The 18309-nt window shown below is 65.4% G+C and carries 2 protein-coding genes; both read right to left on the minus strand.

Annotated elements, in window-relative coordinates; genetic code table 11:
- Positions 1-89: 89 nt before the first annotated feature.
- Positions 90-767, minus strand: a complete 678-nt coding sequence (locus tag AB0J47_RS27180) for a DUF6875 domain-containing protein (protein ID WP_364351767.1) — start codon at positions 765-767, stop codon at positions 90-92.
- Positions 764-17905, minus strand: a complete 17142-nt coding sequence (locus AB0J47_RS27185) for an amino acid adenylation domain-containing protein (RefSeq protein ID WP_364351770.1) — start codon at positions 17903-17905, stop codon at positions 764-766. Before AB0J47_RS27185 ends, AB0J47_RS27180 begins: the two co-directional genes overlap by 4 nt.
- Positions 17906-18309 lie beyond the last annotated feature (404 nt).

Raw genomic sequence — 18309 nt, forward strand, 5'->3', positions numbered from 1 at the left:
GCACGAATCCGGTGGTCACCCGGACCGTTGCGGCCGCCGCGTTGCCGCACCTGCCGAGCTGACGAAGCACTGGTCCGTCGAACCCGACCTCAGTGAGTCTCGTCCGAGTCTTCGGTTGGCTGTATGAGTCGGTCGGACATGGTGCTGGTGATGAACTTGGGGATCGCTGGGGCGAATAGTTTGAGGTAGGAGTCTATCCATTCATGGCGGGAACTCAGGAATGGGAAGTCAGTGGGGGCCATATGACGAACGGCGAGCATGGGCAGTGGCGCGTCGAGTGCGGGGAAGGCCGGGTTGTGCAGCCCCGGGACGGTGCACCCCGGATAGAACTGACCCAGCATCAGACCCTTTTCAACGAACCGAGACTTCTGTTCATGTTGAATCGCGTCGATATCGGTGTATTCGGTGAGGTCCGGGAAGACCGCGAGCAGAGCCTTGAGCCTGGACTCGGGTTCGTCCCGGGGCTCCAAGGTGGGGAACAGGCTGAACAGATCGTCGATGACTGCCGTCAGCTGCTCGACATCGATGGAACGACCTTCGATGAATGCGGCCCACAGGAAATTGTTCGAGATGGCGCGGCTGGTGTATGGACAGACCGGGCCGGATCGACCGAGGTCGGGGTGCGGCCGACACAGATATTCGAGAGTCCACCTACGCAATTCGGCAGCACTGGGGTGCGAGCCGATTCGCGACGTCGGTGGATCGGGAGCGAACAGGTTGACTGGCTCGACGCCGGAACGTGTCCCGACGATTCGGTCGGTTCTCATGAGCGGCTTGTCCTTGCAGAGGTGGGGGGCTCTGGCGGGGTTCGGGATGAGCGGAAGTGCTCGGTGAGCACGAATCCGATCGCGCGCAGCGAGTCGGGCTCGATCATCCGTTCGTGTCGGACCGGAATGCGATGTTCGGTGATCCGGCCGGTGATGAGGTTGTTCCAAGCCAGGACGGGGGAGGGGCCGTCCGCTGTGTCGGCGGCAGCGCTGAAGTAGATCAGGTCACCGTCGAAGGGAGTCGGCCGGTGATTCCACGTGAGGTCGACGAGCCGGGCGTAGTCGTCGTGCAGGATCACCAGATGCTCGGGGGTCACCGCGGTGAACAGCCCGCCTTGCCGGTGTAGCAGTTCGGCTGCGGCCGCGGCGGTGATATCAGCCGGGCCCGGTGGCACGTCGAGGCCGGCGAACTCGGCGAGCAGCTCCGCGATCGTAGGAGTGGGCAAGCGGACGGTGCTCGCGGTGACGACGCGGGTATCCATCATGGCCAGGGTGGCGACGGTCTCACCGATGCCACGGAGTCGGACGGCGATCGCATGCGCGATGGTGCCGCCGAGCGAGTAGCCGAGCAGGTGGTACGGGCCGTGCGGTTGGACAGCCCGGATCTCTCGGACGTAGCGGGCGGCCAGCTGGTCGAGCGTCTCGAACTGCGCGGTGGCGTCACTGAATGCCGGGGATTGCAGACCGTACACGGGGTGGTCGAGGTCGAGGTGCTGCACGAGTCCGCTGAAACCCCAAGCCAATCCGATGGCGGGGTGGACGCAGAACAGTGGCGGCGCGTCCCCGGTGGCGCGCAGGGGGAGAACGACGGACAGCGCGTCGCCGGGGTCCTGCTCGTCGAAGCCGTAGCGGCCGAGGTCGATGCGGCGGGCCAGCGACTCGGGCGTCGGGTCGGTGAAGATCCACTGAACCGGCACGTTGACACCGGTCGACTCCGCCAGCCGCGCCACCAGCTCGGCCGCGGCAAGCGAGTTGCCACCGAGGGTGAAGAAGCCGTCGTCGAGGCCGACTCGCTCGAGGCCGAGGGTTCGGGTGAAGGCGTCGCACACGGTGGCCTCGAGTGCGGTGGACGGCGGCCGGAACCGAGCAGGTCGCCAGCGGGGTGTGGGCAGGGCTTTGTAATCGACTTTGCCGGTAGAGGTCAGGGCGATTCGGTCGACGATGAGAATGGCGGTGGGGATCATGTGTGTGGCCAGTCGCGTTGCGAGGTGTGCGGTCAGTGTGGCGGTGTCGGTCGTGGTGCCGGGAGTCGGCACGACATAGCCGACGAGCTGATTGCTGCCGTTGGGCCGGGTGTGGATCGTGACGGCGGCCTGGTCGACATCGGGGTGACCGCGGAGCGCGGCTTCGATATCACCGGGTTCGATGCGGTGGCCGTTGATCTCGAGCTGCAGGTCACTGCGACCCGAGAATCGCAGAGTTCGGTCGGTCGTCCAGCTGACCAGGTCGCCGGTCCGATACATGCGTGTCCCGGCAGGACCGTATGGGTCGGGGACGAATCGGGCTGCCGTGGTTGCGGGCTGCCGGTGGTAGCCGCGGGCGAGGCCCGGTCCGGACACGTACAGTTCGCCGACCACTCCGGCCGGGACCGGACGCAATCTGCGGTCGAGTACGACGGCGGTGAATCCGAGCACGGGCCCGCCGAATGTCGCCGGGCCGCCGCCCGTGGTTGTGGTCAAAGGAGCATGGCCGCAACTGACGATTGTGGTTTCGGTAGCCCCGTATGCGTTGAGCACGGTGCGGCCCGGCGTCCACTGTGCTGCCAGATCGGGCGGACAGGTCTCGCCGCCGAGGATCAAGGTGTCGAGGGTGTCGAGTTCGTCCGGGTGCAGTGATGCGAGCACGGTGGGAGTGACGGCGGCATGGGTCACGTGTTCGGCATTGATCAACTCGGTCAGTTCGGCGCCGGCGGCTACCGACGCGGGGGCGAGCACGAGGGTGGCACCGGCCGTGGTCGCGGTGAGCCATTCGAGGATCGAGACGTCGAAGGTCGGGGAGGCGGCGGCCAGCATCCGAGAGGCAGGGGTCAGGCCGAACCGCTCCCGTATTTCGGTGGCCAGGTTCGCTATCCCGGTATGGGTGACCACGACCCCTTTGGGGGTCCCGGTGGAGCCTGAGGTGTATATCAGGTAGGCCGGATGCTCAGGCCGTAACGGGGTCGCGCGCTCGGCGTCATCAATCGCTGTGGGGTCCGCCGCCGCCGTGGTCGCGTCGAAGGTGGGCTCGTCGAGGGCGAACCATCCGAGCGCATCCGATAGCCGATCCCGGTAGGTCTCGAGGGTCAGCCCCACGGCGGCACCGGAGTCGGTGAGGATGCGCGTGACCCGGTCGCGAGGATGGGCGGGGTCGATCTGGACGAACGCGCCGCCGGTCTTGGCGACCGCCCACACGGCGATGATGGCGTCGATCGAGCGCGGTAGCGCTACCGCGACTATCGCTTCCGGTCCAATCCCCATATCGATCAATGCCCGCGCCCACCGGTTGGAGGTTTCATCGAGTTCGCGGTACGACAGCCTTACACCGTTGCCGACCAGCGCTTCTGTACCCGGCGTCGTCGTGACCGCGTCCGACAACACCTGCGGCAACACCGACATCACCGTGCCGGGCCGACCGCAGACGGGCACCAGCGTGGCCTGCTCGACGGGCGACAGCAGCTGCAGTTCGGTCAGCGGGAGGTCGATATGCGTGGCGATGGCGTCGAGCACCCGCAGCACTCGGTCGGCGAGGGCGTCGATCTGCTGTCGAGTGAACAGTTCAGGCAGGTATTCGAAGCTCAGGTGCAGCCGAGTGTCGTGGTGAACGATCAGGCCGAGCGGATAGTGCGCGGCGTCACGTCCTTGGATGTCGAGGACGTGCATTCCGGCGATGTCGATGTCTTCGGACAGCCCGGTCCGGTCGACTGGGTAGGACTCGAAGACGGTCACGGTGTCGAACATCGCGCCGGGGCCGGCCACCTGCTGGATCCGGGCGAGTCCGAGATGGTGATGGTCGAGTAGCGCCGCTTGTTCGGTTTGGATTCGCCGCAGCAGTCGGGCGAGGCTTTCGCAGTGGTCGAGCCGGACCCGCACGGGCACGGTGTTGACGAACAGGCCGATCATCGATTCGATGCCGGGAAGCTGCGGCGGACGCCCGGAAACGGTCGTGCCGAAGACCACGTCTTCGCGGGTGGTCGCGTTGGCGAGCACGAGCGCCCAGGCCGCCTGGATGACGGTGTTGAGGGTGGCCTCTTGTTGGTTGGCCGCGGCGACCAGGGCCGCGGTGCGGTTCTGGTCGAGCTGCACCCGCACTTCGTGTCCGGCGGCGGTGGTCCGGCGGCCACGGTCCGCGGGGGCCAGCAGAGTCGGCTCGGCCACACCGTCGAGTGCTTGTGCCCACGCGGTTTCGGCCCCGGCCCGGTCCTGGTTGTTCAGCCACACCAGGTAATCGCGATAGGGACGCATCGGGGGCAGTGCCGAGGGGACGCTGTCGCCGGCGTAGAGGATCAGCAGTTCCCGAATCAGCAGTGGGGTGGACCAGCCGTCTATCAGGATGTGATGGATGCTCAACACCAGGCGGTACTGCTGGGGGGCGATGCTGATCAGCGTCAGGCGTAGCAGTGGCGCCGAGGCCAGGTCGAAATGGCGGTCGCTTTCCATGACCTGTTCGAGTGCGGCAGCGATGTCGTCGCGCTCGGCCAAGTCGACTTCGGCGAACGGCACCTCGACATGCCGGTACACCACCTGGACCGGCTCGTGGGCGCCGTCGCGCACGAATGCGGTCCGTAGGTTCGGGTGCCGTCCGAGGAGAGTTTGCGCCGCGCGGCGCAGCCGGTCCGCGTCGACGTGTCCGCCGAGTTCCACACAGAGTTGCACGATGTAGGCGTCGGGTGCGCCGTCGGCGAGCTGGGCGTGGAACAGCAGCCCCGCCTGCAGCGGCGTGAGCGGCCAGACGTCGTCCAATGCATGATGTCGGGTCTCCAGCCGGTCGATCGCGGCCTGGTCGAGGTCGACGAGGCCGATATCGGAGGGCGTCAGCCCGCCGACACCGGGCCGGGACGCGTGCGCGGCGAGAGCCGTCACGGCGTCGCGCCACAGTTCGGCGAGGTCGGTGACTTCGGCGGAGGTGAGCACGCCGGTCGGGTAATCCCAGGCGGCGGTCAGGGCGGGGCCGTCCGATGTATCCGCGGTGGCCGCGTTGACGCCGAGCACGGCTGCCGCGGACGCGTCGGGATTCTGGCTTCCGCCGCCGTCGGTTGCGGCACCGGCGGGCATCCATCCGCTGTCGCGCAACTGCGCGGGAATGGTGTCGAAACGACCGAGATAGTTGAAGCTCACCTGCGGGGTCGGCAGCGCACGCAGGATGGGGGCGGTATCCGCGTTGAGGTAGCGCAGCAGCCCGTAGCCGATCCCGCGATCGGGGATCGCGCGGAGTTGTTCCTTGACCGATTTGACGACCGCCGCCGCGGCAGCGCCCGCTGCGAACGCGTCGTCGACGTCGATACCGGACAGGTCGAGCCGCACCGGGTAGGTGGTGGTGAACCATCCGACCGTGCGGGTGAGGTCGGCGCCGGGCAGCACCGTGTCGTGCCGACCGTGGCTTTCGAGGGTGAGCAGCGTTTCGGTCACGTTGTCGCCGTGCCGGCGCCGCCATCGCGTCAGTGCCAGAGCGAGTCCGGCTATGAGGGCGTCGTCCACACTGCCGCGGAATATCCGGGGCAGTGTGGTGAGCACGGCGCGGGTCACCGAGGTCGGCAGCGTCACCTCGACAGTGGCGACCGTCGCTTGCACGTCCACCTCCGGGTCGAGCGGGCGGGCACCGATCGCCGGATCAGCGGTACCGAGGGCGGATCGCCACCAGTCGAGTTCATCGAGGCGCTCGGCCGCGGTGCTGAGGCCGTACGCCCAGCGTCGCATCGAGGTGCCGACGGGCGCGAGCCGCGGCCGTTGCCCGGCACTGACCTGGGCCCATGCCGAGGCGAGGTCGGGAATCAGAATTCTCCACGACACACCATCGACGACCAGGTGGTGTGCGACGACGAGCAGGCGTCCCGGCCGTTCGGCCCAGTCGAACCAGACCAGCTGCAGCACGATTCCGCTGCCGGGGTCGAGGCGTTCGGCGGCCGCGTTCGCCTCGGCGGCGGCGATCGCGGCGAAGGCGGCGCTGTCCGGTGCCGCTTGCACCGACACGCGCCGGATCAGCCCGGCGGCGGTCATCGCGGCCGGCCGCACCTGCAATATCCACCCGGACGGGTGCGTGGGTTCCGGACGCACTCGGGCCCGCAGCATGTCGTGGTGATCGATCACCGCTTGAACAGTGGCCCCGATCCCGGTCATGTCTATGCCGCTCGGCAGCGTGAGCATCACCCACTGGCAGAAACGGTCGAACCCGCCACGCTCGAACATCCAACACATGATCGGTGTCAGTGGTACCGGTCCCACGCCTGCTCCTGGGAGTTCCGTCGGGAGGGGGACCGCCTTCGTGCTGTCCCGGCCCGCGACCTGAGCCAGTCCGGCGACCGTCTTCCGCTCGAACACCTCCCGCGTGGAGCACACCAGACCTGCTGCCCGGGCTCGGGTTACCAACTGGATCGACATGATGCTGTCGCCGCCCAGGGCGAAGAACGAGTCATCGAGACCGACCGTGTCGACGCCCAATACCTCGGCGAACAGTCCGGCCAGGGTTGTCTCCACGTCGGTGATCGGCGCTCGGAATTCGGCTCGACCCGTAGTGAAGTCCGGCTCGGGTAGCGCGGCACGGTCGAGCTTGCCATTCTGGGTCACCGGCAGCGTGTCGAGCACCACGATGGCCGCGGGCACCATGTACGAGGCCAGCCGCTGGCCGGCGAAAGCGAGGACCGCGGCCGGGGCGAGGTCGACGCCGGGCTCGGGCACCACGTACCCCACCAACCGGTCACCGGCGGGGCTCCGGTGGATGGTCGCGGCCGCGCGCGCCACACCGGAGGCCAGCAAACCCGATTCGACCTCGCCGAGCTCGATGCGGAAACCACGGAGCTTGACCTGGAAGTCGGCCCTACCCACGTAGTCGAGCGCCAGATTCCCCTGCGGTAGCCGCAGCCACCGCGCCAGGTCACCGGTCCGATACATGCGCTGTCCCGGCTCCGCGAACGGATCGGCGACGAACCGCGCCGCCGTCAGCCCCATTCGGTTGCGGTAACCACGAGCCAGCGCGGGACCCGTGAGATACAGCTCGCCGACGACTCCGACGGGCACCGGCCGCAACCAGGCGTCCAGCACGACCTGCCCGACCCCGCGGATAGGTTCGCCGACCGTTACCGGCTCGCCTGCCACCAGCGGCGCACTGGCGTCGGTCAGGATGGTGGCCTCTGCCGGACCGTAGGTGTTGAACAATCTCCGGCCCGGCGCCCACCGTGACACCAGGTCCGGTGGTGGCGCTTCACCACCGAGCACGACGGTCTCGAGGTTCTCCAGACCGACGGGGTCGACCGTCGCCAAGGCCGTCGGCGTCATCGCGGCGTGGGTCACCCGCTCACTCGACAGGATCCGCGCGAGCTCGTTCCCGCCGTAGACACTCGGCGGTGCGATCACCAGCCGGCCACCCGAGGTGAACGCCCAGAGCATTTCCAGGACCGCCGCATCGAAACTCGGCGACGCGACATGCAGTACCCGCGCGCCGGGCTCGATATCGAACCGCGAACATTGCTCGGCCACCAGATCAGCCAACCCTTGGTGCGAAACCACCACCCCTTTGGGCACACCCGTCGAACCGGAGGTGTAGATCAGGTACGCCGCATGGTCGAGCCGGATCGGCCTTGTTCGCTCCGCATCGGTCACCGGTGCCGCGGACGCCTCGCCTTCGGCCGCAGCCTCGTCGAGGAGCAACCACGGCACCGATCCCGGCAATTGATACCGCCACTGGGACAAGGTGATTCCCACCGCCACGCCCGAATCGATGAGCATGTGTTCGATCCGGCCGGTCGGATACTGCGGGTCTACCGGCACGAATGCCGCCCCTGACTTCGCCACCGCCCATACCGCGAGCACCGACTCGACCGATCGCGGCAGGCCCACCGCGACAGTGGCCTCCGGCCCCACACCCCGAGCGATCAGCAACCGTGCCAACCGATTCGACTGGGCATCGAGCTCGCCGTAGGTCCACCGCCGATCCTCGTACACCACCGCGACCGCCCCGGGATCTCGCTCGGCCGTCGCCGTCAACAGCTCCGGCAACACTCGCCCCGGCACCGCGGGGGAGCCCGACACCGGTGTCAACTCCCGGTATTCTGCGGCGGAGAGCAGGTTCAGGCGGGCCAGCGGTAGATCCGGGTCGGTTGCGACGACGCCGAGCACGCGCTGGACTCGCCGCAGGGTTGCGTTCATAGTTTCGTGGTCGAACAGTTCGGGCAGGTACTTGATCTTCAGGTGCAGTCGGGTATCGACCTGTGCGACCAATCCCAGCGGATAGTGCGCGCCGTCCATGCCCGAGACGTCGACTACTCGCATGCCCGCGATATCGGTGTCCGCCGTCAGCCCGAAACGGTCGATCGGGAACGACTCGAACACTGTCATCGTGTCGAACACCGCCCCAGGCCCGGCCACCCGCTCGATTTCGGTGAGGCCGACGAACTGGTGGTCGAGCAGGGCCGTCTGTTCGGTCTGGATTCGGTCTAGCAGCTGTCCGAGGGTTTCGTCGGGGTTCAGACGGACGTGCACCGGCACCGTGTTGATGAACAGTCCGATCATCGATTCGATGCCCGTGATCCGCGGGGACCGTCCGGAGACCACGGCACCGAACGTCACGTTGTCCCGAGAGGTCAACGTGCCCAACACGATTGCCCATGCCAGCTGGATCACGGTGTTGAGGGTGACGCCACGGGCCCTTGCGAGGCTCGTCAGCGCCGTGGTCTGCTCCTCGGTCAGCTCGCCGAGCACATCGCGGGATTCGGTGTAGCGGCGGGTGGGATCGGCTTGCGCCACCAGGGTCGGCTCCTCGGCACCCTCGAACGCGCGGGCCCAGGCATCGAGCGCCGCGGCCGGGTCCTGCCCGGCGATCCAGGCCAGGAAGTCCCGGTAGGGGCGGACGTCGGGCAGCATCGCGGCATCGCCGTTGGTGGCGTAGAGCACCAGCAACTCCTTCAGGAGCAGCGGCGTCGACCAGCCGTCGAGCAGCAGGTGATGATTGGTCAGGACCAGTCGGTAGCGCTGCGGCCCGGTGGTGACGAGCATCCAGCGCAGCAGGGGGGCGCGAGCGGGATCGAACCTGGTTGCCCGGTCCGCCGCCAAGAGCAGCTCCCACTCGCGATCGCGTGCACTGTCATCGAGCCCGGACAGGTCGAGCTCCGACCAGGCGGCTTCGACATCGTGCTGGATCACCTGCACCGGCCCGACATCGGCGTCGAAGGCGGTGCGCAGATTCGCATGCCGGTCCAGCAGCACTTGTCCGGCTCGGCGCAGCCGCTCCGCATCGACTTGTCCGCGCAGTTCGAGGACCAGCTGGGTCAAGTAGGCGTCCACCGACTCCACCGACACCAACGCGTGGAACAGCAACCCCTCCTGCAACGGCGTCAGTGGCCAGATGTCGCTCAACGCCGGATACCTGTTCTCGAGTCGCTCGATTTCGGCCTGCCCGAGCCTGACCAGATCGAGATCCGATGGTGTCCGTCCCCCGCCCCCGGCATTGCGGGCATGGTTCGCCAATGCGGTCAATGCCCGGCACCACGACTGCGCCACCGCGGACACCTCGTCCGCGGTGAGAACCTCGGCGGGATAGGACCAGATGGCCCGCAACCGCGGCCCTTCTCCGTCGTCGCGGGTGCAGGCTTCGATGTCGAGCACCGCCGACACCGGCATATCCGGATTCCGCGCACCGACGATTTCGCCGCCGTCCACCGGCAGCCATCCGACCGCCGGAACCCCTTCGGGAATCCCGGTGGAGACGCCGCCGAGGTAGTTGAATCCGATCTGCGGCGTCGGCTGCGCAGCGAGTGTCGAGCGGGTGTCGTCGTTGAGGTACCGGAGCAAGCCGTAGCCGATCCCGTGGTCGGGGATGGCGAGCAGTTGTTCCTTGACGGACTTGACCGCTGCGCCCATGGCCGGCCCGCCCGCGCACGCGTCGTCGATATCGATCCCCGCCAGATCCAAACGCACCGGATAACTCGTGGTGAACCAGCCGACCGTCCGGGTCAGGTCCGAGCCCGCGACGACGTCTTCCTGGCGACCGTGCCCTTGGAGACCGATCACCATATCCGTCAGCGCCGCGGTCTCCGGTTCCCGTTCGCGCCGCCACTTCGTCACCGCCACCGCCAGCGCGGCCAGTAGTCCATCGCCCACCCCGCCGTGGAACGTCGCGGGCACCTCGGTCAACAGCGTCTCGGTCATCTCGGGGGACAGCTCGATCTCGACCGTCCGAGCGGTGGCCGCAACGTCGATCGCGGGGTCGAGGGTTCGCGACCCGATCATCGGATCGGGCCCGTCGGCGGTTGCTCGCCACAGTTCGAGCTCAGCGGTGCGTTCCGGCTGTTGTGCCGCCTCGACCAGCCCATAGGACCACCTGCGCATCGACGTCCCGACCGGGGCCAGATCGGGTGGCTCGCCGGATTCGATCCGCGCCCACGCGACCGCGAGGTCGGCCACCAGCACTCGCCAGGAAGCCGTATCGATCACCGAATGATGCACCAGCACCAGGACTCGGCCCGGTTCCGCCGTGTGCACCGGATCGAACCAGACCACCTGCAGCACGATCCCGGCGTACGGATCGAGCCGGTCGGCAGCGGAAGTCGATTCCGCCGCCGCCGATGTCGGGAACTCGGTGCTGGCTTGTATCGGCACCCGGTGGATGACGTCGTCGGCGCGAATCGTTCCTATCGGCAGCACATCCCACGCTCTGCGCCCGTCGTCGTACGAGAGCCGTGCACGCAGCATGTCGTGCCGATCGAGTACCGCCTGCACGGTGTTCGCCAGCCGCTGCCGGTCGATTCCCCTCGGCAGATTCAGCATCATCGCCTGCGAGTAGCGGCCGAACTTCGACTCGGTCCGTTCGAGTAGCCGTCGCATGCTCGGTGTCAGCGGTACCGGTCCCACACCTGCGCCGGGCAGTTCCGTCACAAGGGACGTCGCGGTGCCGTCGCGGACCGCGACCTCGGCCAGTTCGGCGACCGTCTTTCGCTCGAACACATCGCGTGCGGAGAACGCCACACCGGCTGCCCTGGCTCGGGCAACCAACTGGATCGACATGATGCTGTCGCCGCCGAGGGCGAAGAAGGAGTCGTCGAGACCGATTGTGTCGATGCCGAGTACGTCGGTGAATGCTTGGGTGATGGTGTGTTCGGTTGGTGTTCGGGGTGCTCGGAAGGGTTTGTGGTCGGTGAAGATTGGTTTGGGTAGTGCTTTTCGGTCGAGTTTGCCGGTTGGTGTCAATGGGATGTGGTCCAGGACCGTGATCGAGGTTGGGACCATGTAGGACGGTAGGTGGTCGGTGAGGTATTGGGTGAGGGTTGTGGTGTCGATGGTGTGGTCGGGTGTGGCGAGGACGTATGAGATGAGTGTTTGGGTTCCGGTGGTGTTGTGGTGGCCGATGGTGGTGGCGTAGGCGACGGTTTCGTGGGTGGTGAGTGTGGTGTCGATTTCGCCGAGTTCGATGCGTAGGCCGCGGATTTTCACTTGGAAGTCGGATCGGCCGAGGTGTTGGATTGTGCGGTTGGTGGTCCAGCGGACGATGTCGCCGGTGCGGTACATGCGTCGGCTGGGTATCCAGGGGCAGGCTACGAATCGTTCGGCCGTCACATTTGTTCGATGGTGGTATCCACGGGCCAGCAAATCGCCGGCGACATACAATTCGCCGGCTACACCAACGGGTACCGGTTGCAGCCGTTGATCCAACACCCATGCCGAGACACCACGGATCGGGTGGCCGATCGTGACCAGCTTTCCGGCCGCCAAGACGGCCCGCGTCGCAGTGACGGTGGTTTCGGTTGGACCGTAGTCGTTGCACAGCTTCCGGTCGCTGCCCCAGCGTTCGACCACCTCACTGCCGTAATTCTCACCGCCGACGATCAGGTGTCCCAGATCCGGTAGTGGCCAGCGGGTGTGGTCGATGGTGGACAGTACCGACGGTGAAATGAGGGCGTGGCTGATGTGTTCGCGTTCGAGCAGTGCGGCGAGTTCATCCCCGCCGTAGACGTCGGTGGGTGCGACGACCATGGCCGCGCCGACGGGCAGGGGCAGCAGCATTTCCAGTACTGATACGTCGAAGCTGGGTGATGCCAGATGCAGTGTGCGAGAGCTGCGTTCGATCCCCATCAGGTCTTTGTTCGCGGTGGCGCAGTTGCGGAGTCCGCGGTGGGTGACCGCTACGCCTTTGGGGAGTCCGGTTGAGCCGGAGGTGTAGATGACGTAGGCGATATCGTCGATCCGCACGGGACGAACCCGGTCGCTGTCAATGATCGGACTGCGGTCGGTCTCGTCGAGGTCGTCCAGTATCAACCAATCGGTGTCGTCGGGTAACTGCGCCCGTACGGACGCGGTCGTAATGCCGATGGCCGCATTGGAATCGGTCATCATGTGGGTGATGCGCTCAGCCGGATAGGTCGGGTCGATCGGCAGAAAAGCAGCCCCCGACTTCGCGACCGCCCAAACCGAGAGCACCGAGTCCGCCGAACGTGGAATACCAATCGCAACAACATCTTCCGGCCCGATACCACACCCGATAAGCCGCCGCGCCAACCAATTGGAGCGTTCGTCGAGCTCCCGATAACTCAAACCCTGACCACCACAAACGATCGCAGTAGCATCCGGATCCAGTGCGACCGCCGCCGTCAACAAATCAGGCAACGTGGCAGGCGATGCCGAAGACGCGCCGGAGCGAGTCAACAGATCAGCCCGCTCGGCAGGTTCGAGGACATCGATCACCCCGACAGCAACAGTCGCATCGGCGGTTACCGATTCCAGAATCCGAATCCACCGACGCACAACAGAATCGATCGTCGCGGGATCGAACAAATCCGTCGCATAAGTGACCGCGACAGTCATATCGCCGCTGTCATGGTTTTCCGACAGGATGAATTGCAGGTCGAACCGGGAGACCTCGTTGGGCAGATCGACCATCGAGAGCTCGAGATCGGGGAGCCGCAGCGCTACCGGTTCCAGGTTCTGGAACGCCAGCATCACCTGGAACAGCGGGTGTCGTGCTTGGGACCGCTGTACGACGAGTTTGTCCACCAGCTGCTCGAACGGAACATCGGCGTGTTCGAAGGCGTCCAGATCGGTTTGTTTGATCCGGCCGAGCAGATCGGTGAAGGATTCGTCGAGATCGATCTCGGTCCGCAGTACCAGGGTGTTGACGAACATGCCGATCATGTCGTCGAGTGCGGCTATTCCGCGCCCGGCGATCGGTGTGCCGATCGGAATGTCGGTGGTGCCGCTCAACCGGGCGAGCAGCACCGCCAATGTGCCGTGGATCGCCATGAACAGTGACGAATTATGCTGCCGCGCAAACCGTTCCAATGCCCGCACCAAACCGGCGGGCACCGAGTAATCGACCGTGGCGCCTCGATTCGACAGCACCACCGGCCGCGGCCGGTCGAACGGCAGACGGAGTTCCTCGGCAACGCCGTCCAGAGCCTCGGTCCAGTATCGGATCTGTTCGGCGCCCAGCGATTCCGGATCGCCGGGCGCGCCGAGGATGGCTCGATGCCACAGTGCGTAGTCCGCGTACTGGACCGGTAGTGGTGCCCACGCCGGGGCCGCCCCGCGGATCCGGGCGGCATAAGCGGTCGTCACGTCGCGCGCCAGCGGCGTCATGGAGAAGCCATCCGCGGCGATGTGGTGCACCACGACGGCCAGTACGTATTCCGGTTGCGTGCCCCCGACAATGCGGAACAACCGGGCACGCGCGGGCGCCTGGGTGGTCACATCGAAGCCTTCGGCGACGAATTCGGTTACCGTCTCGACCAACTGGCTCGGCGCGACCGGCACCACGATCAGTTCGCGGTCCACGTTCTCGACGGGCTCGATCAGTTGGATCAGCGTTCCGTTGAGATCCGGGTACCGCGTTCGCAACGACTCGTGCCTACCCAGCACGTCGATAACCGCCGAGTGCAGGGCGTCGACGTTCAAGTCGCCACGCAGCCGAATGGCGATCGGCATGTTGTATGCACCCGACGCGGTGTCGTACTGATTGAAGAACCACATCCGTTGTTGGGCTGGCGCCAACGGCACGAGATCGGGGCGCGGCCCGGCGATCAGCGGTGGGCGTCTGCGCCCTGTACCGGCATGCTGCTCTATGCGAGTGGTGAGTTCCGCGACTGTGGAAGCCTCGAACAACAGTCGCACCGGAATCTCGGCATCCAATGCGGCCCCGAGTCGCGCCGCGACGCGGGTCGCGACCAAGCTGTCGCCGCCGAGGGCGAAGAAGGAGTCGTCGAGACCGATTGTGTCGATGCCGAGTACGTCGGTGAATGCTTGGGTGATGGTGTGTTCGGTTGGTGTTCGGGGTGCTCGGAAGGGTTTGTGGTCGGTGAAGATTGGTTTGGGTAGTGCTTTTCGGTCGAGTTTGCCGGTTGGTGTCAATGGGATGTGGTCCAGGACCGTGATCGAGGTTGGGACCATGTAGGACGGTAGGTGGTCGGTGAGGTATTGGGTGAGGGTTGTGGTGTCGATGGTGTGGTCGGGTGTGGCGAGGACGTATGAGATGAGTGTTTGGGTTCCGGTGTTGTTGTGGTGGCCGATGGTGGTGGCGTAGGCGACGGTTTCGTGGGTGGTGAGTGTGGTGTCGATTTCGCCGAGTTCGATGCGTAGGCCGCGGATTTTCACTTGGAAGTCGGATCGGCCGAGGTGTTGGATTGTGCGGTTGGTGGTCCAGCGGACGATGTCGCCGGTGCGGTACATGCGTCGGCTGGGTATCCAGGGGCAGGCTACGAATCGTTCGGCCGTCACATTTGTTCGATGGTGGTATCCACGGGCCAGCAAATCGCCGGCGACATACAATTCGCCGGCTACACCAACGGGTACCGGTTGCAGCCGTTGATCCAACACCCATGCCGAGACACCACGGATCGGCCTACCGATCGTGACCAGCTCGCCCACTGTCAGCGAGGCGCTCAGCGTCGTGGAAATGGTGGTTTCGCTTGGTCCGTATTCGTTGAGCACGACACGGTCACCGCCCCAGCGTTCGACCACCTCACTGCCGTAATCCTCGCCGCCGACCATCAGATACTTCAGATCCGGTAGTGGCCAGCGGGTGTGGTCGATGGTGGACAGTACCGACGGTGAAATGAGGAGGTGGCTGATGTGTTCGCGTTCGAGCAGTGCGGCGAGTTCATCCCCGCCGTAGACGTCGGTGGGTGCGACGACCATGGCCGCGCCGGCAGCCAGCGGCATCAGCAACTCGAGTACTGATACGTCGAAGCTGGGTGATGCCAGATGTAGCGCGCGGGAGCTGGGTTCGATGCCCATGGCAGCCCGGTGAGCCGCGGCGCAGTTGCCGAGTCCGCGGTGGGTGACCGCTACGCCTTTGGGGAGTCCGGTTGAGCCGGAGGTGTAGATGACGTAGGCGATATCGTCGATCCGCAAGGGACGAACACGATCGCTGTCAGTGACGGGCCGGTTGTCATCGGTGTTGGGCCGGTCGCCGGAAGTATCGAGATTGTCCGATATCAGCCAGTCCATATTGTCGGGTAGTTGCGCGTGTACGGATGCGGTTGTAATGCCGATGGCCGCTTTTGAATCGGTCATCATGTGGGTGATGCGTTCGGTCGGGTAGGTCGGGTCGATCGGCAGGAAAGCGGCCCCCGATTTGGCGATGGCCCATACCGCGAGTACCGAGTCCACCGAGCGTGGAATGCCGATGGCGACGATGTCTTCGGGTCCGATGCCGCGCTCGATGAGCTGTCGTGCCAACTGGTTGGAGTGTTCGTCGAGCTCTCGATAGCTCAGTTGTTGTCCGTCGTAGACGATCGCGGTGGCGTCGGGATGGAGTGTGGCTGCTGCCGCCAGCAGATCGGGCAGCGTGGTAGGGGTTGTGGAAGGCGCGCCGGAGCGGGTCAGCAGGTCGGCTCGCTCGACGGGTTCGAGTACGTCGATGACTCCGACGGGAATGGATGGATCGGTCGTTATCGATTCCAGAATCCGAATCCACCGATGCGCAAGAGAATCGATGGTCGCGGCGTCGAACAGAGCCGTGGCGTAGGTGACCGTGACGGTCATATCGCCGCTGTCATGGTTTTCCGACACCAGGAACTGCAGCTCGAAGCGAGACGCCTCTTCGAGAAGATCGATCCCCGACGTCTCGAGAGCGGATTCCGGATTCCGCAACGCCAGCATCACCTGAAGCAGCGACTGCCGGGACCGAGACCGCTGCGGAACGAGTTCGTCCAGCACCTGCTCGAACGGAACATCGGCGTGTTCGAAGGCGTCCAGATCGGTTTGTTCGACACGACCGAGCAGGTCGGTGAACGATTCATCGAGATCAATCTCGGTCCGTAGCACCAGAGTATCGACGAATCCGTCGGCGGCATCGTCGCGCGTGGCGATCGGTGTGCCGATCGGAATGTCGGTGGTGCCGCTCAACCGGGCGAGCAGCACCGCCAATGTGGCGTGGATCGTCGTGAACAGTGACGAATTATGCTGCCGCGCGTACCGTTGCAACGCCGAAACCAGATCGGCACGCAACGGGTACCGCGCGGTGGTGCCTCGCTTCGACAGCGCCGCCCGCCGTGGCCGGTCGAACGGCAGGCGAAGCTCTTCGGGAAGGTCCGCGAGCGCGGCTCGCCAGAACGCCAGATTCTCACGGCGACGCTTGATCCGGGCACCCGCACGGGCGCTGTCGGGGTGAACCTGCTCGAGAGCAGTGTTCGGCGCGGCGGCGAATGCGTCGAGGAACTCCCCGAATCTGGTGCAGTGCGCCGAGAGTTCGGCGTCGGTATAGAGGTTGGGATTAGCAAGGAAGTGCAGGATCGTCCGTGGCGGATCCCCGGTTTGATACAGGTCGATCAGCAAGTCGTCGACCGGCCCCGAGCTGAGGATATGGACTTCCCCGGTCATTGATCCGAACCGGATCTCCTGATAGAAGAACATGACATTCACTACCGGGCCCGCGAAACGCCGCTGCCCGCCGTGGTATCCGGCGGCGGCACGGATATCGGTTAGGCCGAACCGCTGGTGCCGCAACGCCCCCACCAGATCGGACTGCACCCGCCGCGTAACTGTCGCCACGGTGTCGCCCGAATCCAGCAGGAGCGGAAGGGGTGCGACATTGACGAACATCCCGCCGGAGCGCCGCAGTACGGCGTTGGTGCGACCCGAAACGGGAATATTGACCATGACCTCGTCGCGGCCGGTCATCCGGGCCAGGTAGCAGCCGAACGCGGCGATTACCACCGCGGCCGGGCTCGCGTTCAAGGCTTTCGCGGAATGATCGATCCGCTCCACCGTCTCCGGCGAAAGTTCGGCGGTTGTAACCGTGCTGTCCGCGCGGGCAGGTGCGTGCCCGTCGACCAGACTGGACTCGTCCCCGGCGTCGGCGAGTCTGTTCAGCCAGTATTCCTGATCGTCGGCGAACCGCTTGGACTCCCGATAGTCGCGGTCGGCCTGGTACAGGGTGCGTACGTCCGCCGCCCGGTTCGGTTCCGCCGTCCGTCCCCGCCCCGCCGCCGTGTACAGCGCCGCGATGCGGTTCACGATCATCATTCCGGCATAGCCGTCCAACGCGACGTGGTGGATTCTGGTGTACAGCAGGTAATGCCGGTCCCCTACCTGCACAATCGCGGTTCCCACCAACCGGTCCCGCGTCATGTCGAGGGGTGTGGTGTACTCGCGACGCATCCACTCCAAGCCCGCAGCAACGGGATCTGGTGCACCGCGTACATCGATCACAGGCCCCGCGTACTCGAGCGACGGGTCGAAGAACTGATACGGCTCGCCGTCGACCTCTACCAGCCGCAGGTATCCGGACTGGAACTCGTGGCCTGCTCGAATCGACACCTCGCGCAGGAGATCGACATCGAGGTCTCCACGCAAGTCGATGTACTGTGCCTCGGATATCGGCACATCCGGACTCAACTTCTGCGCCAGCCATAACCCGCGCTGCCCAGCGGACAGCGGCACATGCGCTATTGCTGACACGTCCGGCTCGGTAACGCCGCTCGATCCCTCGTCGGGATGTAGCGGTGGTCGCAGAACAGTCATTGAACTTTCCTCTATTCCCGACCACGGCCCAGTCTAAGCTGATTAGTTTGCTATGCAAACCCGGTTTTCGAAATCCGCATCGCGAAATGCTCACCGTATTCATAAGGGTGACAGGGGATGATCTAGATTTTCATCGAGAGCGTTAACCTGGAGGTCGGCCGACCGAATGTATCGCTGTGTGACGCAGGGCCTTCGGTGCTCGATCCGATGACCGAATGCCCTAGCCAGCGATGGTGTATGGCGTATATATAAACGGGCGAAACGTGATTCGAGATGCACAAAACGATATATATTCTGCCGGGGTTGTTAACATAAGGCAGCGGCGTTGCGATGGCCATTTCGTCCGAAATTGGTGATCCGGTCCGTGGAATCGCCGCCCTGATGTCTCACCGGCGCGGCGGTAG

It is taken from the genome of Nocardia sp. NPDC049737 (assembly GCF_040674755.1).
Taxonomy (GTDB): Bacteria; Actinomycetota; Actinomycetes; order Mycobacteriales; family Mycobacteriaceae; genus Nocardia.